13 protein-coding genes and 1 pseudogene are annotated in these 15252 nt (G+C 71.2%); 6 read left to right on the top strand and 8 right to left on the bottom strand.

The window, feature by feature from the left end:
* The first annotated feature begins 86 nt into the window (after positions 1 to 86).
* The 5 genes and pseudogenes from IHE55_RS19480 to IHE55_RS19460 all read left to right on the top strand — a co-directional run bounded on the left by IHE55_RS19480 (position 87) and on the right by IHE55_RS19460 (position 6474).
* A complete protein-coding gene (locus IHE55_RS19480) occupies positions 87 to 1118 on the top strand; it encodes an ABC transporter permease (protein WP_197990187.1) in 1032 nt (343 codons plus the stop codon).
* 40 nt (positions 1119 to 1158) lie between these two features.
* Entirely contained in the window at positions 1159 to 2970 is a 1812-nt protein-coding gene (locus IHE55_RS19475) for an ABC transporter substrate-binding protein (RefSeq protein WP_197990186.1), read from the top strand.
* Between the two features lie 290 nt (positions 2971 to 3260).
* On the top strand, positions 3261 to 4238 hold the full coding sequence (locus IHE55_RS19470; RefSeq protein WP_197990185.1) for an ABC transporter permease: 978 nt from the start codon (positions 3261 to 3263) through the stop codon (positions 4236 to 4238).
* A gap of 10 nt (positions 4239 to 4248) precedes the next feature.
* Positions 4249 to 5326, top strand: a pseudogene (locus tag IHE55_RS19465) (ABC transporter ATP-binding protein).
* Positions 5323 to 6474, top strand: coding sequence for an ABC transporter ATP-binding protein (locus IHE55_RS19460; protein ID WP_197990184.1), 1152 nt, complete (start codon positions 5323 to 5325; stop codon positions 6472 to 6474). The pseudogene IHE55_RS19465 and the gene IHE55_RS19460 overlap by 4 nt, the downstream one beginning before the upstream one ends.
* Here IHE55_RS19460 and IHE55_RS19455 read toward each other — a convergent pair.
* Positions 6468 to 6968, bottom strand: a complete 501-nt coding sequence (locus IHE55_RS19455; RefSeq protein ID WP_197990183.1) for a hypothetical protein — start codon at positions 6966 to 6968, stop codon at positions 6468 to 6470. The two genes, IHE55_RS19460 and IHE55_RS19455, sit on opposite strands and share 7 nt — an antisense overlap.
* 206 nt (positions 6969 to 7174) lie before the next feature.
* Positions 7175 to 7690, bottom strand: a complete 516-nt coding sequence (locus tag IHE55_RS19450; protein WP_197990182.1) for an SRPBCC family protein — start codon at positions 7688 to 7690, stop codon at positions 7175 to 7177.
* Positions 7691 to 7836: 146 nt separating this feature from the next.
* On the opposite strand from IHE55_RS19450, the gene IHE55_RS19445 reads away from it, so the two are divergent.
* Entirely contained in the window at positions 7837 to 8301 is a 465-nt protein-coding gene (locus IHE55_RS19445; protein WP_197990181.1) for a lamin tail domain-containing protein, read from the top strand.
* Between the two features lie 71 nt (positions 8302 to 8372).
* On the opposite strand, the gene IHE55_RS19440 is transcribed toward IHE55_RS19445, so the two are convergent.
* The 6 genes from IHE55_RS19440 to IHE55_RS19415 form a co-directional block, all read right to left on the bottom strand.
* Positions 8373 to 9548 (bottom strand): ABC transporter ATP-binding protein, encoded by a 1176-nt coding sequence (locus IHE55_RS19440; protein ID WP_197990180.1) that lies wholly within the window; start codon positions 9546 to 9548, stop codon positions 8373 to 8375.
* Positions 9538 to 10575, bottom strand: a complete 1038-nt coding sequence (locus IHE55_RS19435) for an ABC transporter ATP-binding protein (protein WP_197990179.1) — start codon at positions 10573 to 10575, stop codon at positions 9538 to 9540. The genes IHE55_RS19440 and IHE55_RS19435 overlap by 11 nt, the downstream gene beginning before the upstream one ends.
* A gap of 11 nt (positions 10576 to 10586) precedes the next feature.
* Positions 10587 to 11567: an ABC transporter permease gene (locus IHE55_RS19430; protein WP_197990178.1), complete on the bottom strand. Its 981-nt coding sequence runs from the start codon at positions 11565 to 11567 to the stop codon at positions 10587 to 10589.
* Entirely contained in the window at positions 11560 to 12483 is a 924-nt protein-coding gene (locus IHE55_RS19425; RefSeq protein WP_197990177.1) for an ABC transporter permease, read from the bottom strand. The genes IHE55_RS19430 and IHE55_RS19425 overlap by 8 nt, the downstream gene beginning before the upstream one ends.
* Positions 12484 to 12487: 4 nt before the next feature.
* Positions 12488 to 14215 (bottom strand): peptide ABC transporter substrate-binding protein, encoded by a 1728-nt coding sequence (locus IHE55_RS19420; RefSeq protein WP_197990176.1) that lies wholly within the window; start codon positions 14213 to 14215, stop codon positions 12488 to 12490.
* A gap of 331 nt (positions 14216 to 14546) precedes the next feature.
* Entirely contained in the window at positions 14547 to 15185 is a 639-nt protein-coding gene (locus tag IHE55_RS19415) for an NAD(P)-dependent oxidoreductase (RefSeq protein WP_197990175.1), read from the bottom strand.
* Between the last annotated feature and the right edge of the window lie 67 nt (positions 15186 to 15252).

The following is a 15252-nucleotide window of genomic DNA, read 5'->3' as shown; positions in this document are numbered from 1 at the left end:
GCAGTTGCGGGGGTTGCGAAAGTCCGCTCTACCCGAGCGAGGGCTCTGGTGCACGACGCGAGGAGAACTGCGGGGGGCACTGAGCGATGACGAGTCCGTCCCGGGCGGGGGAATCCCCGGCGGCTTCCGCCGGGGCGGCGGCACCGGTCGCCGACGCCGCCGCCGGTCTTCCGTCCCCGGCCGAGGGCCGCTCCCCCGGCCGGCTGATGTGGCGCCGCTTCACCCGTGACCGCACCGGGGTGATCTCCGCCTGCGTGGTGCTGGTCTTCTTCGCGCTGGCGCTGCTGGCCCCGGTGATCTCCTGGCTGTACGGGAAGAACCCGTACACCACCTACGGGCTCGACCGGCCGGGGCTGCTCAACGAGTTCTCGTACCCGGTCAAGCCGAACGGGGGCATCGACGGGGAGTTCTGGTTCGGCATCGAACCGCAGCTGGGGCGGGACGTCTTCACCCAGCTGCTGTACGGCATCCGCACCTCGCTGCTGATCGCCACCGCGGTGACCGTGCTGTGCGTGATCACCGGGATCGTGGTGGGGGTGACCGCCGGGTACCTCGGCGGGCGGACCGACTACTTCCTGGGCCGGTTCATCGACCTGCTGCTGGCGTTCCCCGCCCAGCTGTCGTTCGTGGCGTTCACCCCGGTGGTCTACGCCCTGTTCGTCAGCGAGGAGGAGGAGACCTCCACCGCGCTGCGGGTGGTCACCCTGATCCTGGTGATGTGGGCGCTGGGCTGGATGGGGCTGGCCCGGCTCCTGCGCGGCCAGGTGCTCAGCCTGCGGGAGAGGGAGTTCATCGAGGCAGCCAAGGTCACCGGCGCCTCACCCTGGCGGATCATCCGCAAGGAGCTGCTGCCGAACCTGTGGACCCCGATCCTGGTCCAGTCGACGCTGATGCTGCCGGCCTTCGTGACCGCCGAGGCCGGGCTGTCCTACCTCGGGGTCGGCATCGTGGAGCCGACCCCCGACTGGGGCCGGATGTTCGCCACCGGCGCCCGCCACTACCAGAACGACATCACCTACATGTTCTTCCCCGGCATCGCCATGGTGATCTTCGTGGTCGCCTTCAACCTGCTGGGGGACTCGGTCCGGGACGCGTTCGATCCGAAGACGAAGCGCTAGGCCACGTCGGCCGCTCAGTGTGAGGCAGGTGCACACCACCATGACGTCACCCTCGTCATCCTTCAGACAGCGGGTACGGCCGGCCGTGGTCGCCGTGGCGGCCGGGGCCCTGGTCCTCACCGCGTGCAGCAGCGGCGGAGGCGGCAGCGGCGGTACGGACGCCACGCCCCGGTCCGGCCCGGACAAGAACCGGGCGGAGAACTACTCGCTGGGCAGCAAGGCCGACTCCACCGGCCCGGCCGCCCCGGTGCCCGGCGCCCGGAAGGGCGGCACGGTCAACGTCCTGCAGCGCGACGCCTTCACCTATCTGGACCCGGCCCAGATCTACTACGCCGACCAGCTCACCGCGCAGACCCTGTACAACCGGACGCTGACCACGTACAAGATCGACGCGAACGGCAAGGTGACCCTCGTCGGCGACCTGGCCACCGACACCGGCACCCCCTCCGACGGCGGCCGGACCTGGACCTACACCCTGAAGAAGGGGCTGAAGTTCGAGGACGGCTCACCGATCACCTCCGCCGACGTGCGGCAGAGCGTCGAGCGGCTCTACGCCAAGTGGGCCACCGACGGGCCGCAGTTCATTCCGCAGTGGCTCTCCGGCGCCGGGCAGTCCTTCCGCGAGGCGCTGCCGGACGGCCCGTACAAGGGCGACCACCTGCCCGCCGACGTGCTGGACACCCCCGACGACCGGACGGTGGTGTTCCACTTCAAGGAGCCGCACGCGGACACCCCGTACGCGGTGGCGATGCCCAACATCGGAGCGGTGCCCGACGAACCGGGCAAGGACCCCGGGCAGGCCTACGACCGCCGCCCGCTGTCCTCCGGCCCGTACAAGATCGGCACCCAGAAGGCGGGCAAGCAGCTGGTGCTGGTCCGCAACGACCGGTGGGACCCGAAGACCGACCCGGTGCGCCACCAGTACCCGGACCGGTTCGACATCCGCTTCGGGGTGCAGGAGCCGGACTCCTCCCGGCGGCTGCTGGCCGGGCGGGGCAGCGACCGGAACGCCATGTCGTTCACCAACGCCGTCACCGTGGAGACCGGCCCGACCGTCCTGAAGGACGCCTCGGCCAAGGACCGCACCTTCAACGAGGTGCAGCCGTACGTGGACTACATGGCCATCAACATGTCGCGGATCACGGACCGGAAGGTCCGGCAGGCGCTGGCGTACGCGCTGCCCAACGCGCAGATCCTCGGCCAGCTCGGCGGCCCGCGCGCCGGCCAGGTGGCGGGCAACCTGCTGGCCCCGTCGCTGGCGGGGTGGAAGGACATCGACCCGTACCGGAAGAAGAAGTTCCCGGCCGGTGACGTCGCCACGGCCCGGAAACTGCTGAAGGAGGCCGGCAAGGAGGGCCAGAAGATCGTCTACGCGTACCCGAACACCACCGAGTACCAGAAGATCTCGGTGGTGGTCACCCAGGCGCTGGAGCGGGCCGGGTTCAGCGTGGAGAAGAAGGAGATCGACTCCAACAACTACTCCACCGAGATCTCCAAGGTGGACAACACCTTCGACATCTACCGGGCCTCCTGGGGCGCCGACTGGCCGGTCGGCTCCACCGTGGTGCCGCCGCTGTTCGACGGCCGCAACGTCTCCGACGGCAACCAGAACTACTGGCACCTGCGCAACGGTGAGGTGGACGCGGAGATCGACCGGATCAGCCGGATCACCGACGTGGAGAAGGCAGCCGCCCAGTGGGTGGCGCTCGCGGAGAAGATCCTGGTCGAGGACGTCCCGGCGGTCCCGATCTTCTACAACCGGCAGTGGTCCATCTGGGGCGAGGGCATCGGCGGGGTGAAGTACCACTCCGTCTACGGCACCGCCGACCCCCGGAGCGTGTTCGTCAGGTAGCGGGGGCCCGGGCAGCCGGCCGCCGGTCCGCACCGTCCACCGGGCGGGCCGGGCGGGGGCGGGCCGGGTGATGCGGGCCGGGTGCGCCGTCACCCGCGTGGTGCGGGCCGGGCCCGCCGCCGCCCGCCCCGCCCGGACCGCCACCGGCCGAACCCCGCCGGTGCACCACCGCCCGGCTCCACGACCGGGTGCCCCTGGACCGCCACCCGCCGCCCGCGGGCCGGGGCACCCACCCACCCGTCCGATCCGTCTGGCCGCCACGGCGCCCGTACCGGAAGATCCGCGACGCCATGCTCCGATTCCTGCTGCGCCGCACCCTCGGCGCGATCGTCATCGTCCTGCTGATCAGCGCCATCACGTTCTTCCTCTTCTTCGCCCTGCCCTCCGAACCGGCCCAGCTGGCCTGCGGGAAGAACTGCGGGCCGGACGCCCTGGCGCTGATCAACGAGAACCTGGGGCTGGACGACCCGGTCCCGGTGCAGTACTGGCACTACCTGGTGGGGATCTTCGCCGGCCGGGACTTCGACATCGGGCACTGCTCCGCGCCGTGCCTGGGCTACTCGTTCCGCAACTCCCAGCCGGTGTGGGAGACCATCCTCGACCGCTACCCGACCACCCTGTCCCTGGCGTTCGGCGGGGCGGTGGTCTTCCTGGTCATCGGGGTCTCCATCGGCATGATCGCCGCCGCCCGCCGCGGCACCCTCACCGACAAGTTCTTCAGTTCGCTCTCCCTGATCGGCAACTCGCTGCAGATCTACTTCGTGGGCACCATCGCGCTGTGGCTGCTGGTGGACTCCTGGGGGCTGATCCCGCGCCCGGAGTACTTCCCGTTCACCGACGATCCGCTGCGGTGGGCCGGGGGGATGCTGCTGCCCTGGCTGGTGCTGTCGATCATCTTCATCGCCAACTACAGCCGGATGACCCGCTCCCAGATGATCGAGCAGCTGAACGAGGACCACGTGCGGACCGCCCGCGCCAAGGGCATGTCGGGCCGCACGGTCTTCTTCCGGTACGCCTGGCGCGGCGCGATGGCGCCCATCGTCACCATCGTCGGCATCGACATGGGGTCGCTGTTCGGCGGCGCGATGGTCACCGAGTTCACCTTCACGCTGCACGGGCTGGGCCGGCTCGCGGTGGAGTCGGTGGCGGAGAAGGACCTGCCGATGCTGATGGGCGTGATGCTCTTCAGCTGCACCGCGATCGTCGTGGCCAACATCATCGTGGACGCGCTGTACGCGGTCATCGACCCGCGCGTACGCCTCGCCTAGGAGCGACACCGTGACCAGCAGCAGCACCGAACCGACCCCGGCCGCCGCGCCCGGGCCCCCGCCCGGCGCCGGGGACGACGCCTTCCTCTCCGTCCGCGACCTGTACGTCCACTTCCACACCGAGGACGGCACGGTCAAGGCGGTGGACGGGCTCTCCTTCGACCTGCCGCGCGGCCGGACCCTGGGCATCGTCGGGGAGTCCGGGTCCGGGAAGTCCGTCACCAACCTCGCCGTCCTCGGGCTGCACGACCCGCGCCACACCACGGTGCGGGGCCACATACGGCTGGCCGGCCAGGAGCTGACCGGGGCCCCGGAGCGGACCCTGGAGAAGCTGCGCGGCAACACCATGGCGATGATCTTCCAGGACTCGCTCACCGCCCTCTCGCCCTATTACACGGTGGGCCGGCAGATCGCCGAGCCGTACCGCAAGCACACCGGTGCGAGCCGGCGGGAGGCGCGCCGGCGGGCCGTGGAGATGCTCGCCAAGGTCGGCATCCCGGAGGCCGGGCGGCGGGTGGACGACTACCCGCACCAGTTCTCCGGCGGGATGCGGCAGCGCGCGATGATCGCCATGGCGCTGGTGAACAACCCCGACCTGCTGATCGCCGACGAGCCGACCACCGCCCTGGACGTGACGGTGCAGGCGCAGATCCTCGACCTGCTCCAGGACCTCCAGCGGGAGTTCGGCTCCGCGATCATCCTCATCACCCACGACCTGGGCGTGGTGGCCGAGGTCGCCGACGACCTGCTGGTGATGTACGCGGGGCGGGCGGTGGAACGGGGCCCGGTCCGCGAGGTGCTCCGGGAACCCCGCCACCCCTACACCTGGGGGCTGCTGGACTCCATGCCCCCGGCTCACCGGCGCGCCCGACGCCCCGCTGACCCCCATCCCCGGCGCCCCGCCCAGCCTGCTCAGCCCGCCGGCCGGGTGCCCCTTCCACCCGCGGTGCGCCTTCACCGCCGAGGCCGGCCCCGACCGGTGCGGCGGGGAACGGCCGTCGCTGCCGCCGGAACCGTCCGCCGGCGGGCGGGGCGCCGCCTGCCACCTCACCGCCGAACAGCGCCGGAACCTGCGGAGGAGCCGATGACCGAGGAACTCCTCGTGGCACGGAAACTGGTGAAGCACTTCCCCGTCATGGGGGGCTTCCCGTTCAGACGGCGGGTCGGGTCGGTGCACGCGGTGGACGGCATCGACCTGACCGTCCACGAGGGCGAGAGCTTCGGGCTGGTCGGCGAGTCGGGCTGCGGCAAGTCCACCACCGGCCGGCTGCTGACCCGGCTGCTGGAGCCGACCTCGGGGACCCTCCACTACCGGGGCCAGGACATCACCCACGCGGGGCGCCGCGCCCTGGCGCCGGTCCGCTCCCAGATCCAGATGATCTTCCAGGACCCCTACTCGTCGCTCAACCCGAGGCAGACGGTGGGCACGATCATCTCCGGCCCGATGGAGATCAACGGCATCCGGCCGCCCGGCGGCCGGGAGAAGCGGGTCCGCGAACTGCTGGAGACCGTGGGGCTCAGCCCCGAGCACTACAACCGCTTCCCGCACGAGTTCTCCGGCGGCCAGCGCCAGCGCATCGGCGTCGCCCGCGCCCTGGCGCTGGAGCCCCGGCTGATCGTCGCCGACGAACCGGTCTCGGCGCTGGACGTCTCCATCCAGGCCCAGGTGGTCAACCTGCTCAAGGACCTCCAGCGCGACCTGGGCATCGCCTTCGTCTTCATCGCCCACGACCTGGCGGTGGTGCGGCACTTCTCGCAGCGGGTGGCGGTGATGTACCTGGGGAAGGTCGTGGAGGTCGGTGACCGGGAGGCGATCTACGCCCGGCCGCGGCACCCGTACACCCACGCGCTGCTCTCCGCCGTGCCCGAGGCCGACGCGCTGATCGACGCCGGGCCGCCCGGCGCCGCCTCGCCCGGCGCCGCCTGGGCCGGGGACGCCTCGGCCGGGGACGCCCCCGGCGCCGCCCCGCCCGGCCGCCCCGCCCGCCGCGAACGCATCCGCCTCACCGGCGACGTGCCCTCCCCCGTCCACGTCCCCTCCGGCTGCCGCTTCCGCACCCGCTGCTGGAAGGCGGAGGAGATCTGCGCCCGTGAGGAGCCGCCGCTGGTGCGGCTGGCAGGGAACGCCGACGGCCACCTGACGGCCTGCCACCTCCCGGAGCCCGTCCCTGAGGCATTCGGGACCGGCTCCGCGGTGCCGACCGCACCGGTGGGTGACCCGGGCGGATATCAGTAATCGTCGGGGTCGACCCCTTCCGGGGCCCGGTACTCCGGCGATGCGACCGAGAAATGGATCATGTCGTCCTTGGAAGCACCGGGGTGCCGGCCCTTCCTCGTACTCCTGATCAAAAGCTCGACCGAAACGGAGTATCCGTCCTTCTCGTGAAGAGCTTCGATCTCCATCTGCCCAGCCTGTGAATTGGCCCGCCCGTATCGAGTGATGCGCCACCCCGCACCGGGCAGGTCTTCACGCAGACGCTCGAAGCCTTGCGTCAGCTCATCCGGCGGCGCACCCGAGATGGACCAGAAGTGCTGTACCGAGTAGTCCTGGCTTTCCTCACCGGCGGAGATGCCGGGGCCGCCCCCGAGCGCCTTGCCCCGAAGCGCCGTCAGGTCAAAGAGGCCGCTGGACAACTGGCGTGCCCGCTTTTCCGCCACGGCCGGGTGCACTTCTTCCGACGCATCACGCGAATCACCCACGAAGCCGCACGCCGCGGTGCACAGGAACACCGTGACGGCAGCGAGCGCCGAACGAATCCATCTCCCGCTCAGCTTTCATCACCCCTGATTGCCGCCGTCACGGACAGCGTCCGGCCCCAGTTCGCTTGGCGCCGTCCCACGGCGACTCATCGTAGGGACGGCCGCCAACCGCATCATGAGTACGGGTACTCACCTCACCGGACCGGACCGGAGCGCCGAGGGATTCGGGCAGGGTGTCAGGCCTCGGTGGCGGAGAAGTCCAGGGGCGGCAGGGGCTCGCCCGTTTCCAGCAGGGTCTTGAGGCTGGACAGGATGAGCGGCCACCCCTCGCTGACGCCCTTCAGCATCTCGCTGCCCGGCTCGAAGTCGTCGTGCACCACGGCCAGTCGGGTGACCTCGGCGCCGAGCGGGCTGATCTCGAAGGTGACCTTGGAGATCCGCTCCTGGCGGAGTTCGGCCAGCTTCTCGTCGCTCCAGCCGAAGAGGGCGGCGATCTCGGGTTCGTAGTTGTGCCAGGTGTAGGAGAGCCGGCGGCGGGGTTCGGCCGCCAGGACCCGCTGGCCGTAGTCGCGGTACTCGGCGTCGGGGCTCATCCGCCAGCGCACCGGGGCGCCGGGGGTCCAGTCGGAGTCGGGGCCGGTGCCCTCGTGGTAGCGGCGGATGTCGGCGGGGTCGGTCAGGGCCCGCCACAGCCGTTCGGGGGTGGTGCGGATGGCCGTGACGTACGCGAACTCGGTGCTGGTGGGGGTCATGGCGGTACCTCCGGTTCCGGTGGGGTGCCGGGCCGCCCGCCTCGGGACGTCCCGGATTCTCCATTTCTTCATCACGGTGTGTAGATGGTGTGTACGCTCCTCTCTCGCCGCCCCCTCGCGCCTTCGTGACCTCCGAGGAGATTCCCTTGCGCATACGCGCCGTCCTGCCCGCCGTCACCGCCGCCGCCGCGCTCGCCGTGACGCTGCTGCCGGCCGCCTCCGCCCACGCCGCCCCGCACCAGGGCGGGCTGCACCTGGGCTACATCCAGTACGACAGCCCGGGCCGGGACACCCGTACCAACAGTTCGCTCAACGCCGAGTGGGTCAACATCCACAACAACAGCAGCTCGGCGATCCAGCTGAAGGGCTACAAGCTCAAGGACAACACCGGCTACACCTACACCTTCGGCAGCTACCGGATCGGTGCCGGGAAGACCGTCAAGGTCCGCACCGGCAAGGGCACCAACGGCGCCGGCGTCGTGTACTGGGGCCGCGGTTCGTACGTGTGGAACAACACCGGCGACAAGGCCCGGCTGATCAAGCCCAACGGCGTCCTGCGCGACTCGTGCTCCTGGACCGGGCGCGAGGGCGGCGCGAAGAACTGCCACTGATCCACGGGCCGCGCTCCGGCCCCGCCGTCCGGGCGGGGCCGGGGCCGGCACGTCCACCGGGGCGCGGGCGGTCAGGGGTCGTTGGGCGAGTTGGAGGGGGGCTCGCCATCCGGCCGCGCGCCGCCCGCCCCCGGTGGTCCGCCGCGCCCCGCCGGGGCGGGCGGACGTCCCCCCGGTCCCGGGACCACCGGCCGCTCCTCGGCGAAGTGGCAGGCCGACGGGTGGTCGACCGGGGCGCCGGTGTTCCGGAAGAGGGTGGGTACGGCGAGCAGCGGAACCTGTTCCGCGCACCGCTCGCGCGCCTTCCAGCAGCGGGTGCGGAACCGGCAGCCGGAGGGCGGGTTGGCCGGTGACGGCACGTCCCCCGACAGCAGGATGCGCTCGCGGCCGGCCCGGGCCGCCGGGTCGGGCACCGGCACCGCGGAGAGCAGCGCCTGGGTGTACGGGTGGGTGGGGTGCCGGTAGATCTGCGCGTCGGTGCCGATCTCGACGAAGCGCCCCAGGTACATCACCGCGACCCGGTCGGAGATGTGCCGCACCACCGACAGGTCGTGGGCGATGAAGAGGTAGGAGAGGTCGAACTCGTCCTGCAGCCGCTCCAGCAGGTTCACCACCTGGGCCTGGACCGAGACGTCGAGCGCGGAGACCGGCTCGTCGGCGACGATGATCTCCGGGCGCAGCGCGAGACCGCGGGCGATGCCGATGCGCTGCCGCTGGCCGCCGGAGAACTGGTGCGGGTAGCGGTTGATGTACTCGGGGTTGAGGCCGACCACGTCGAGGAGTTCCTGGACCCGGCGGCGCCGGTCGCCCTTGGGGGCCACCTCGGGGTGGATCTCGAACGGCTCCCCGATGATGTCGCCGACCGTCATCCGCGGGTTGAGCGAGGTGTACGGGTCCTGGAAGACCATCTGGATGTTGCGGCGGACCGCCTTCAGCGCGCGCCCGGACAGCCGGGTCACGTCCTCGCCCTTGAAGCGGATGGTCCCGGACGTGGGCCGCTCCAGGTGGACCAGGAGCCGGGCGAGGGTGGACTTGCCGCACCCGGACTCGCCCACCACCCCCAGCGTCTCGCCGCGCCCCAGGTCGAAGGAGACGGTGTCCACGGCCCGAACCGCGCCGATCTTCTTCTTGAGGACGATGCCCTGGGTGAGCGGGTAGAGCTTGGCGAGGTCGCGGACTTCGAGGATCGGCTCGCGCGGCGCGGCGGTGCCGGCGGCCGGGGCCGGGGTGGGCTCCTCAGCGGTCATGGAGCTCGTCCCTCCAGAAGTGGCACGCGCTGGCGCGTCCGGGCAGCTCGGTGCCGTCGTCCTCGGTGACCGGGTACAGCGGCGGCCGGTCGGTGCGGCACACGTCCTGGACGCGGGGGCAGCGCGGGTTGAACGGGCAGCCGGGCGGGATGGCGGTGAGGTTGGGCGGCAGTCCCTTGATCGCGTACAGCTCGCGGCCCTTGAGGTCCACCCGGGGGATGGAGTCCAGCAGCCCCTGGGTGTAGGGGTGGGCGGGCCGCTTGTACAGCTCGTGCACCGGAGCGGTCTCCACGATCCGGCCCGCGTACATCACCGCGATCTTGTCGGCCACGTCCGCGACCACACCCAGGTCGTGGGTGATCAGGATCAGACCCATGGTGAACTCGCGCTGCAGCTCCGCGAGCAGGTCCATCACCTGCGCCTGCACCGTCACGTCCAGCGCCGTGGTCGGCTCGTCCGCGATGATCAGGTCCGGCTCCAGCGCCAGCGCCATCGCGATCATGATGCGCTGCCGCATACCACCGGAGAACTGGTGCGGATAGTCGCCGACCCGCTGCCTGGCGGCCGGGATGCGCACCCGGTCCATCAGCTCGATCGCCTTCGTCCGGGCCTCCTTGCGGGACAGGCCGCGGTGCACCTGGAACATCTCGCCCAGCTGTGCGCCGACGGTGTGCACCGGGTTCAGCGAGGAGAGCGCGTCCTGGAAGATCATCGCCATCTTCGCCCCGCGCACCTTGCGGCGCTCCTCGGCGCCGGCGCGCAGCAGGTCGCGGCCCTGGAAGAGGACCTGCCCGCCGGTGACGTAGCCGGGCGGGGAGTCGAGGATGCCCATGATGGCCTGGGCGGTGACCGACTTGCCGGAGCCGGACTCGCCGAGCACGGCGAGCGTCTCCCCGGCGGCCACGTCGTAGGTGACGCCGTTGACAGCCTTGGCGACCCCGTCCCGGGTGCGGAACTCCACCCGCAGGTCGCGGACGTCGAGCAGCGGCGCCGCCGGTCCGGGCGCCGGTTCCTCCGGATGGGTCATCGGCCCGCTCCTCAGCGCAGTTTGGGGTCGAGGGCGTCGCGCACGGCGTCGCCGAGCATGATGAACGCCAGCACGGTCAGGCTCAGCGCGCCGGCCGGCCACAGCAGCATGTGGGGGGCGTTGCGGATGTGCGTGGAGGCGTTGGAGATGTCGATGCCCCAGGAGACGGTGGGTGGTTTGAGGCCGACGCCGAGGAAGGACAGCGTCGCCTCCAGGGCGATGTAGGTGCCCAGGGCGATGGTGGCGACCACGATGACCGGGGCGACGGCGTTGGGGGCGATGTGCCGCAGCAGCATGCGGCCGTTGCCGGCGCCGAGCGCCCGCGCGGCCTGGACGTAGTCGTGCTGCCGGGCGGTCACCACCGAGCCGCGGGCGATGCGGGCGATCTGCGGCCAGCCGAGCAGCACGATGAATCCGACGACCGGCCAGACGGAGCCGCTGGTCACCACGGAGAGGAAGACCAGGCCGCCCAGGACGATCGGGATGCCGAAGAAGACGTCCGCGATCCGGGAGAGCAGCGCGTCCCACCAGCCGCCGAAGAAGCCGGCCAGCCCGCCCAGGACGCTGCCGAGGAGCGCGGCGCCGGTGGTGGCGCAGATCCCCACGGTGATCGAGGCGCGGGCGCCGTGCACGGTGCGGGTGTACACGTCGCAGCCCTGGGTGTCGAAGCCGAAGGGGTGGCCGGGGGCGGAGCCCTGCTGGGCCCTGGCGAGGTCGCACTTGAGGGGGTCGGACCCCGCGATGGCCTGCGGCCAGATGGCGATCACCACCAGGAAGAGGATGACCAGGGCGGAGAGGATGAAGACGGGGTTGCGGAGCAGGTCGTGCCAGGCGTCCGACCACAGGCTGCGGGCCCGGGTGGTGGGGGGTGGGCCCTGCCCGTGGCCGGGTCCCCGCTCCAGGCTCTCGGCCTCACCGGTGGCCAGGTCCATCGCGCCGCCGACGCCGGTGGGCGCCACGGCCTCCTTGGGGTCGTAGGGCTGCTCAGGCATAGCGGATCCTCGGGTCGAGCACGGCGTAGAGGAGGTCCACGAGCAGGTTCGCCAGCAGGAAGACGATCACCAGGACGGTCACGAAGCCGACCACGGTCGGGGAGTTCTGCCGCAGGATGCCCTGGTAGAGCTGGTAGCCCACGCCGTGGATGTTGAAGATGCGCTCGGTGACGATGGCCCCGCCCATCAGCGCGCCGATGTCGGTGCCGATGTAGGTGACGACCGGGATCAGCGAGTTGCGCAGCAGGTGGCGGGTGATGATGCGGTGGCGCGGCAGCCCCTTGGCCACGGCGGTGCGCAGGTAGTCGGCGCGGACGTTCTCGGCGATCGAGGTGCGGGTGAGGCGGGTGGCGTACGCCAGGGAGGTGAGGGCGAGGACGACGCCGGGCAGCAGCAGTTCGTCGAGCGGGGCCTCGGGCGACACCGAGGGGCTGACCCAGCCCCACTTCACGCCGAGCAGGTACTGCAGGACGTAGCCGCTGACGAAGGTCGGGATGGAGACGACGACGAGGGTGAGCAGGAGGACCGAGGTGTCCAGGGCGCGGCCCCGGCGGAGTCCGCTGAAGACGCCCAGGGTGATGCCCACGAGGATCTCGATGACGATGGCGACCAGGGTGAGCCGGAGGGTGACGGGGAACGAGGTGCGCATCAGGTCGAGCACCTCGTCGCCGTTGAACGCGGTGCCGAAGTCGCCCTGGAAGATCTGCCCCATGTAGTGCAGGTACTGCTTCCACAGCGGCTGGTCGAGGTAGAGCTCCTCGCGGATGCGGGCGGCGGTGGCCGGGTCCGGGGCCCGGTCCCCGAAGAGCGCGGCGACCGGGTCCCCCAGCGCGTACACCATGAAGAAGATCAGGAACGTGCTGCCGATGAACACCGGGACCATCTGGAGCAGCCGCCGGATCACATAGCGGCCCATCCGGTCAGCTGACCTTGATCTGGTCGTAGACGGGGACGCTGAAGGGGTTGAGTTTCACCCCGCTGAGGCGGTCGGAGTATCCCGCGCTGCCGTTCTGGTACCACAGCGGGATCGCGGGCATCTCCTGGGCGAGGACCCCTTCGGCGTCCTGGAAGGTGCTGATCGCCTTGGCGGTGTCGGCCTCGGCGTTGGCCCGGTCCACCAGGTCGTCGAACCGCTGGTTGCTCCATCCGCCGTCGTTGGAGGAGGCGTTGGTGTAGTACAGCGGCTGGAGGAAGTTCTGGATGAGCGGGTAGTCCATCTGCCAGCCGGCGCGGAACGGGCCCTTCATCTGCCGGTCGGTGATCTGGTTGCGGAAGTCGGCGAAGGTGCCGACGGGGTTGCCGACGCAGGCCTTGGACTTGTCCAGCGCGTTGTTGATGCTGTTGCAGACGGCGTCCACCCAGTCCTTGTGGGAGCCGGTGTCGGCGTTGTAGGTGATGGTGACCCGGCCGCCGGGGAGGCCGCCGGCCTCGTCGATCAGCTTCTTCGCCTGCTCGGGGTCGTACTCGCAGGCGTCGCCGCACACCCCGGACTGGTATCCGCCGTCCTTGCCGAGGACCGGGGAGGTCCAGTCGGTGGCGGGGGTACGGGTCTTCTGGAAGATGCGGTCGGTGATCTGCTCGCGGTTGATCGCCATGGAGAGGCCGCGGCGCAGCTTGTCGGTGCCCGGGCCGCCCCACCTCTTGTCGTAGAACGGGAAGGCGAGGGTCTGGATGATGCCCGCCGGCTGGTTGATGTAGCGGTCGCCGAGGTCGCTCTTGACGTTGGTCAGCTGGGAGGCGGGGATGTCGTCCACCAGGTCGAGGTTGCCGGCCTGGAGGTCGGTGTAGGCGGTGTTGTTGTCGGTGTAGACCCGCAGGTCCACCCCGTCGTTGCGCGCCTTGTCCGGGCCTTGGTACCCGTCCCACCTGCGGAGTTTCATCACCGAGCCGCGGGTGTACGCGTCCACCAGGTAGGGGCCGTTGCCGATCGGCTTCTTCACCCAGGCGTCGTGGTCGTCGAAGAACGCCCGGGGCAGCGGGGCGAAGGCGTTGTAGCCGAGGGTCTCGGGCCAGGTGGAGAACTTCTGGGTGAGCTTGACGGTGAAGGTGCGGTCGTCCTTCACGGTCAGGCCGGAGAGGGTCTTGGCGGTCGGCCGGCCCTCGGTGGGGTGGACCTTGTCGTAGCCCTCGATGTACTCGAAGAAGTAGGCGTTGCGCTGCTGGTTGTCCAGGAGCGCGCCGTAGTTCCAGGCGTCCACGAAGGACTTGGCGGTGACCTTCTCGCCGTTGCTGAACTTCCAGCCGGGTTTGATGGTGACGGTGTAGTTCTGCTGGTCGCTGGTCTCGATCCGCTCGGCGACCATGTCCTTGGCCTCGCCGGTGACCGGGTCGTACCGCTTGAGTCCGCGGAAGACCATGTCGAGGACCTTGCCGCCCTGGACCTCGTTGGTGTTGGCCGGTTCCAGGGGGTTCTGCGGGTCGCCCCAGGAGGCCCGGACCACCGAGCCGCCCCCACCGCCCCCGCCGTCGCCGCCCCCGCAGGCCGTGGCCGCCGCGGCGACCGCCACCAGGCACGCGGCCCACCGGAGACACACGCTCCGGCGCGCGCCGGCCCCGCCCGTACCGGTACCGCCCGCACCGGTACCGGCGGTCGTCCGTACCGGCGCCGGCGGGCTGGTGCCCGCACCGGTGGGCGTGGCTCCGCGCATGGAGGGCCTCCTTCAGGGCTTGCGGTCCGTCCTGTCCTCGGTTCCCACATGAGACCCCAAAAAGGTATGAAATGCACCTTTATCGGATCGGTGGGGCGGGTGTTTCCCCCGTTGGACCGGCAGCGGATCCCGGCTGCCGCCGGGGCGGGCAGAACCTCACGCCGGGCCGGACCTCTCCAGGGGCCCCCGAGGAGAGCAGCGCCTGAGAGGAACGGCCACCCGGACGGGCCGAACCCCGGACGGGCGGGTGCGCCCGGCGAAGAGGGGCAGCCCCCACGGGAACCCCGTGGCGCACGGCGACGGGCGCCCCGCCCGCTCAGCAGCCGTCCGCTCAGTAGCCGACCGTGAACCGCACCCGGTGGTGCCGGGGCCGCTCGGCCTCGTCGATGAGCGCCACCGCGAGGTCCTCCATGGATATGGCGGAGTTGCCGTCGGCGTCCACCACCAGTTCGTCGGCGCCCAGCCGGTACGTCCCGGTGCGCACGCCCGGCTCCAGGACGGCGGGCGGGCTCAGGTAGGCCCAGTCGGCCCGGGTGTCGGCACGGCAGGCGGCGAACTGCTCGCCGCAGGCCAGTGCGATGCTCCGCCAGTCGGCGGGGAAGTCGGGGGCGTCGATCACGGTGGTCCCGCCGGTGCCGGGGACGACCAGGCTGCCCGCGCCGCCGACCAGCAGCAGCCGCGCCCCGGCCTCGGCGGTCCCGGCCAGCAGCGCGCCGGCGACCACGGCCAGCTCGCTCTCCCGGCCGGGCGCCGGGCGGGTGGCTCCCACCACCACGTCCTGACCGGCGCTCAGCCGCGCCACCGCCGCGGCGTCGGAGGCGTCACCGGCCCGCGGCACGGCGGCCTCCGGCAGGCCGGCGAAGCGGGACGGGTCGCGGACCACGGCGGTCACCTGGTGGCCGCGGGACAGGGCTTCGGCCACCACGCGGCTGCCCACGCTCCCAGCGGCTCCGAAAACAGTGATACGCACGACGGTCAGCTCCTTGTGTACGACGGGACGGAGGACGACGGAGGACGACGGAGGGGGCGGACGGACC

It is taken from the genome of Streptomyces pactum, from assembly GCF_016031615.1.
In the GTDB taxonomy this organism is placed as follows: Bacteria; Actinomycetota; Actinomycetes; order Streptomycetales; family Streptomycetaceae; genus Streptomyces; species Streptomyces pactus.
This window is presented reverse-complemented; position numbering and strand designations above follow the sequence as displayed.

Excerpts from the sequence above, each read along its gene's own strand:
- IHE55_RS19440 (WP_197990180.1), bottom strand. The coding sequence starts at position 9,548 with ATGACCGCTGAGGAGCCCACCCCGGCCCCGGCCGCCGGCACCGCCGCG.
- IHE55_RS19430 (WP_197990178.1), bottom strand. The coding sequence starts at position 11,567 with ATGCCTGAGCAGCCCTACGACCCCAAGGAGGCCGTGGCGCCCACCGGC.
- IHE55_RS19460 (WP_197990184.1), top strand. The coding sequence starts at position 5,323 with ATGACCGAGGAACTCCTCGTGGCACGGAAACTGGTGAAGCACTTCCCC.
- IHE55_RS19420 (WP_197990176.1), bottom strand. The coding sequence starts at position 14,215 with ATGCGCGGAGCCACGCCCACCGGTGCGGGCACCAGCCCGCCGGCGCCG.
- IHE55_RS19475 (WP_197990186.1), top strand. The coding sequence starts at position 1,159 with ATGACGTCACCCTCGTCATCCTTCAGACAGCGGGTACGGCCGGCCGTG.
- IHE55_RS19450 (WP_197990182.1), bottom strand. The coding sequence starts at position 7,690 with ATGACCCCCACCAGCACCGAGTTCGCGTACGTCACGGCCATCCGCACC.
- IHE55_RS19435 (WP_197990179.1), bottom strand. The coding sequence starts at position 10,575 with ATGACCCATCCGGAGGAACCGGCGCCCGGACCGGCGGCGCCGCTGCTC.
- IHE55_RS19425 (WP_197990177.1), bottom strand. The coding sequence starts at position 12,483 with ATGGGCCGCTATGTGATCCGGCGGCTGCTCCAGATGGTCCCGGTGTTC.
- IHE55_RS19480 (WP_197990187.1), top strand. The coding sequence starts at position 87 with ATGACGAGTCCGTCCCGGGCGGGGGAATCCCCGGCGGCTTCCGCCGGG.
- IHE55_RS19470 (WP_197990185.1), top strand. The coding sequence starts at position 3,261 with ATGCTCCGATTCCTGCTGCGCCGCACCCTCGGCGCGATCGTCATCGTC.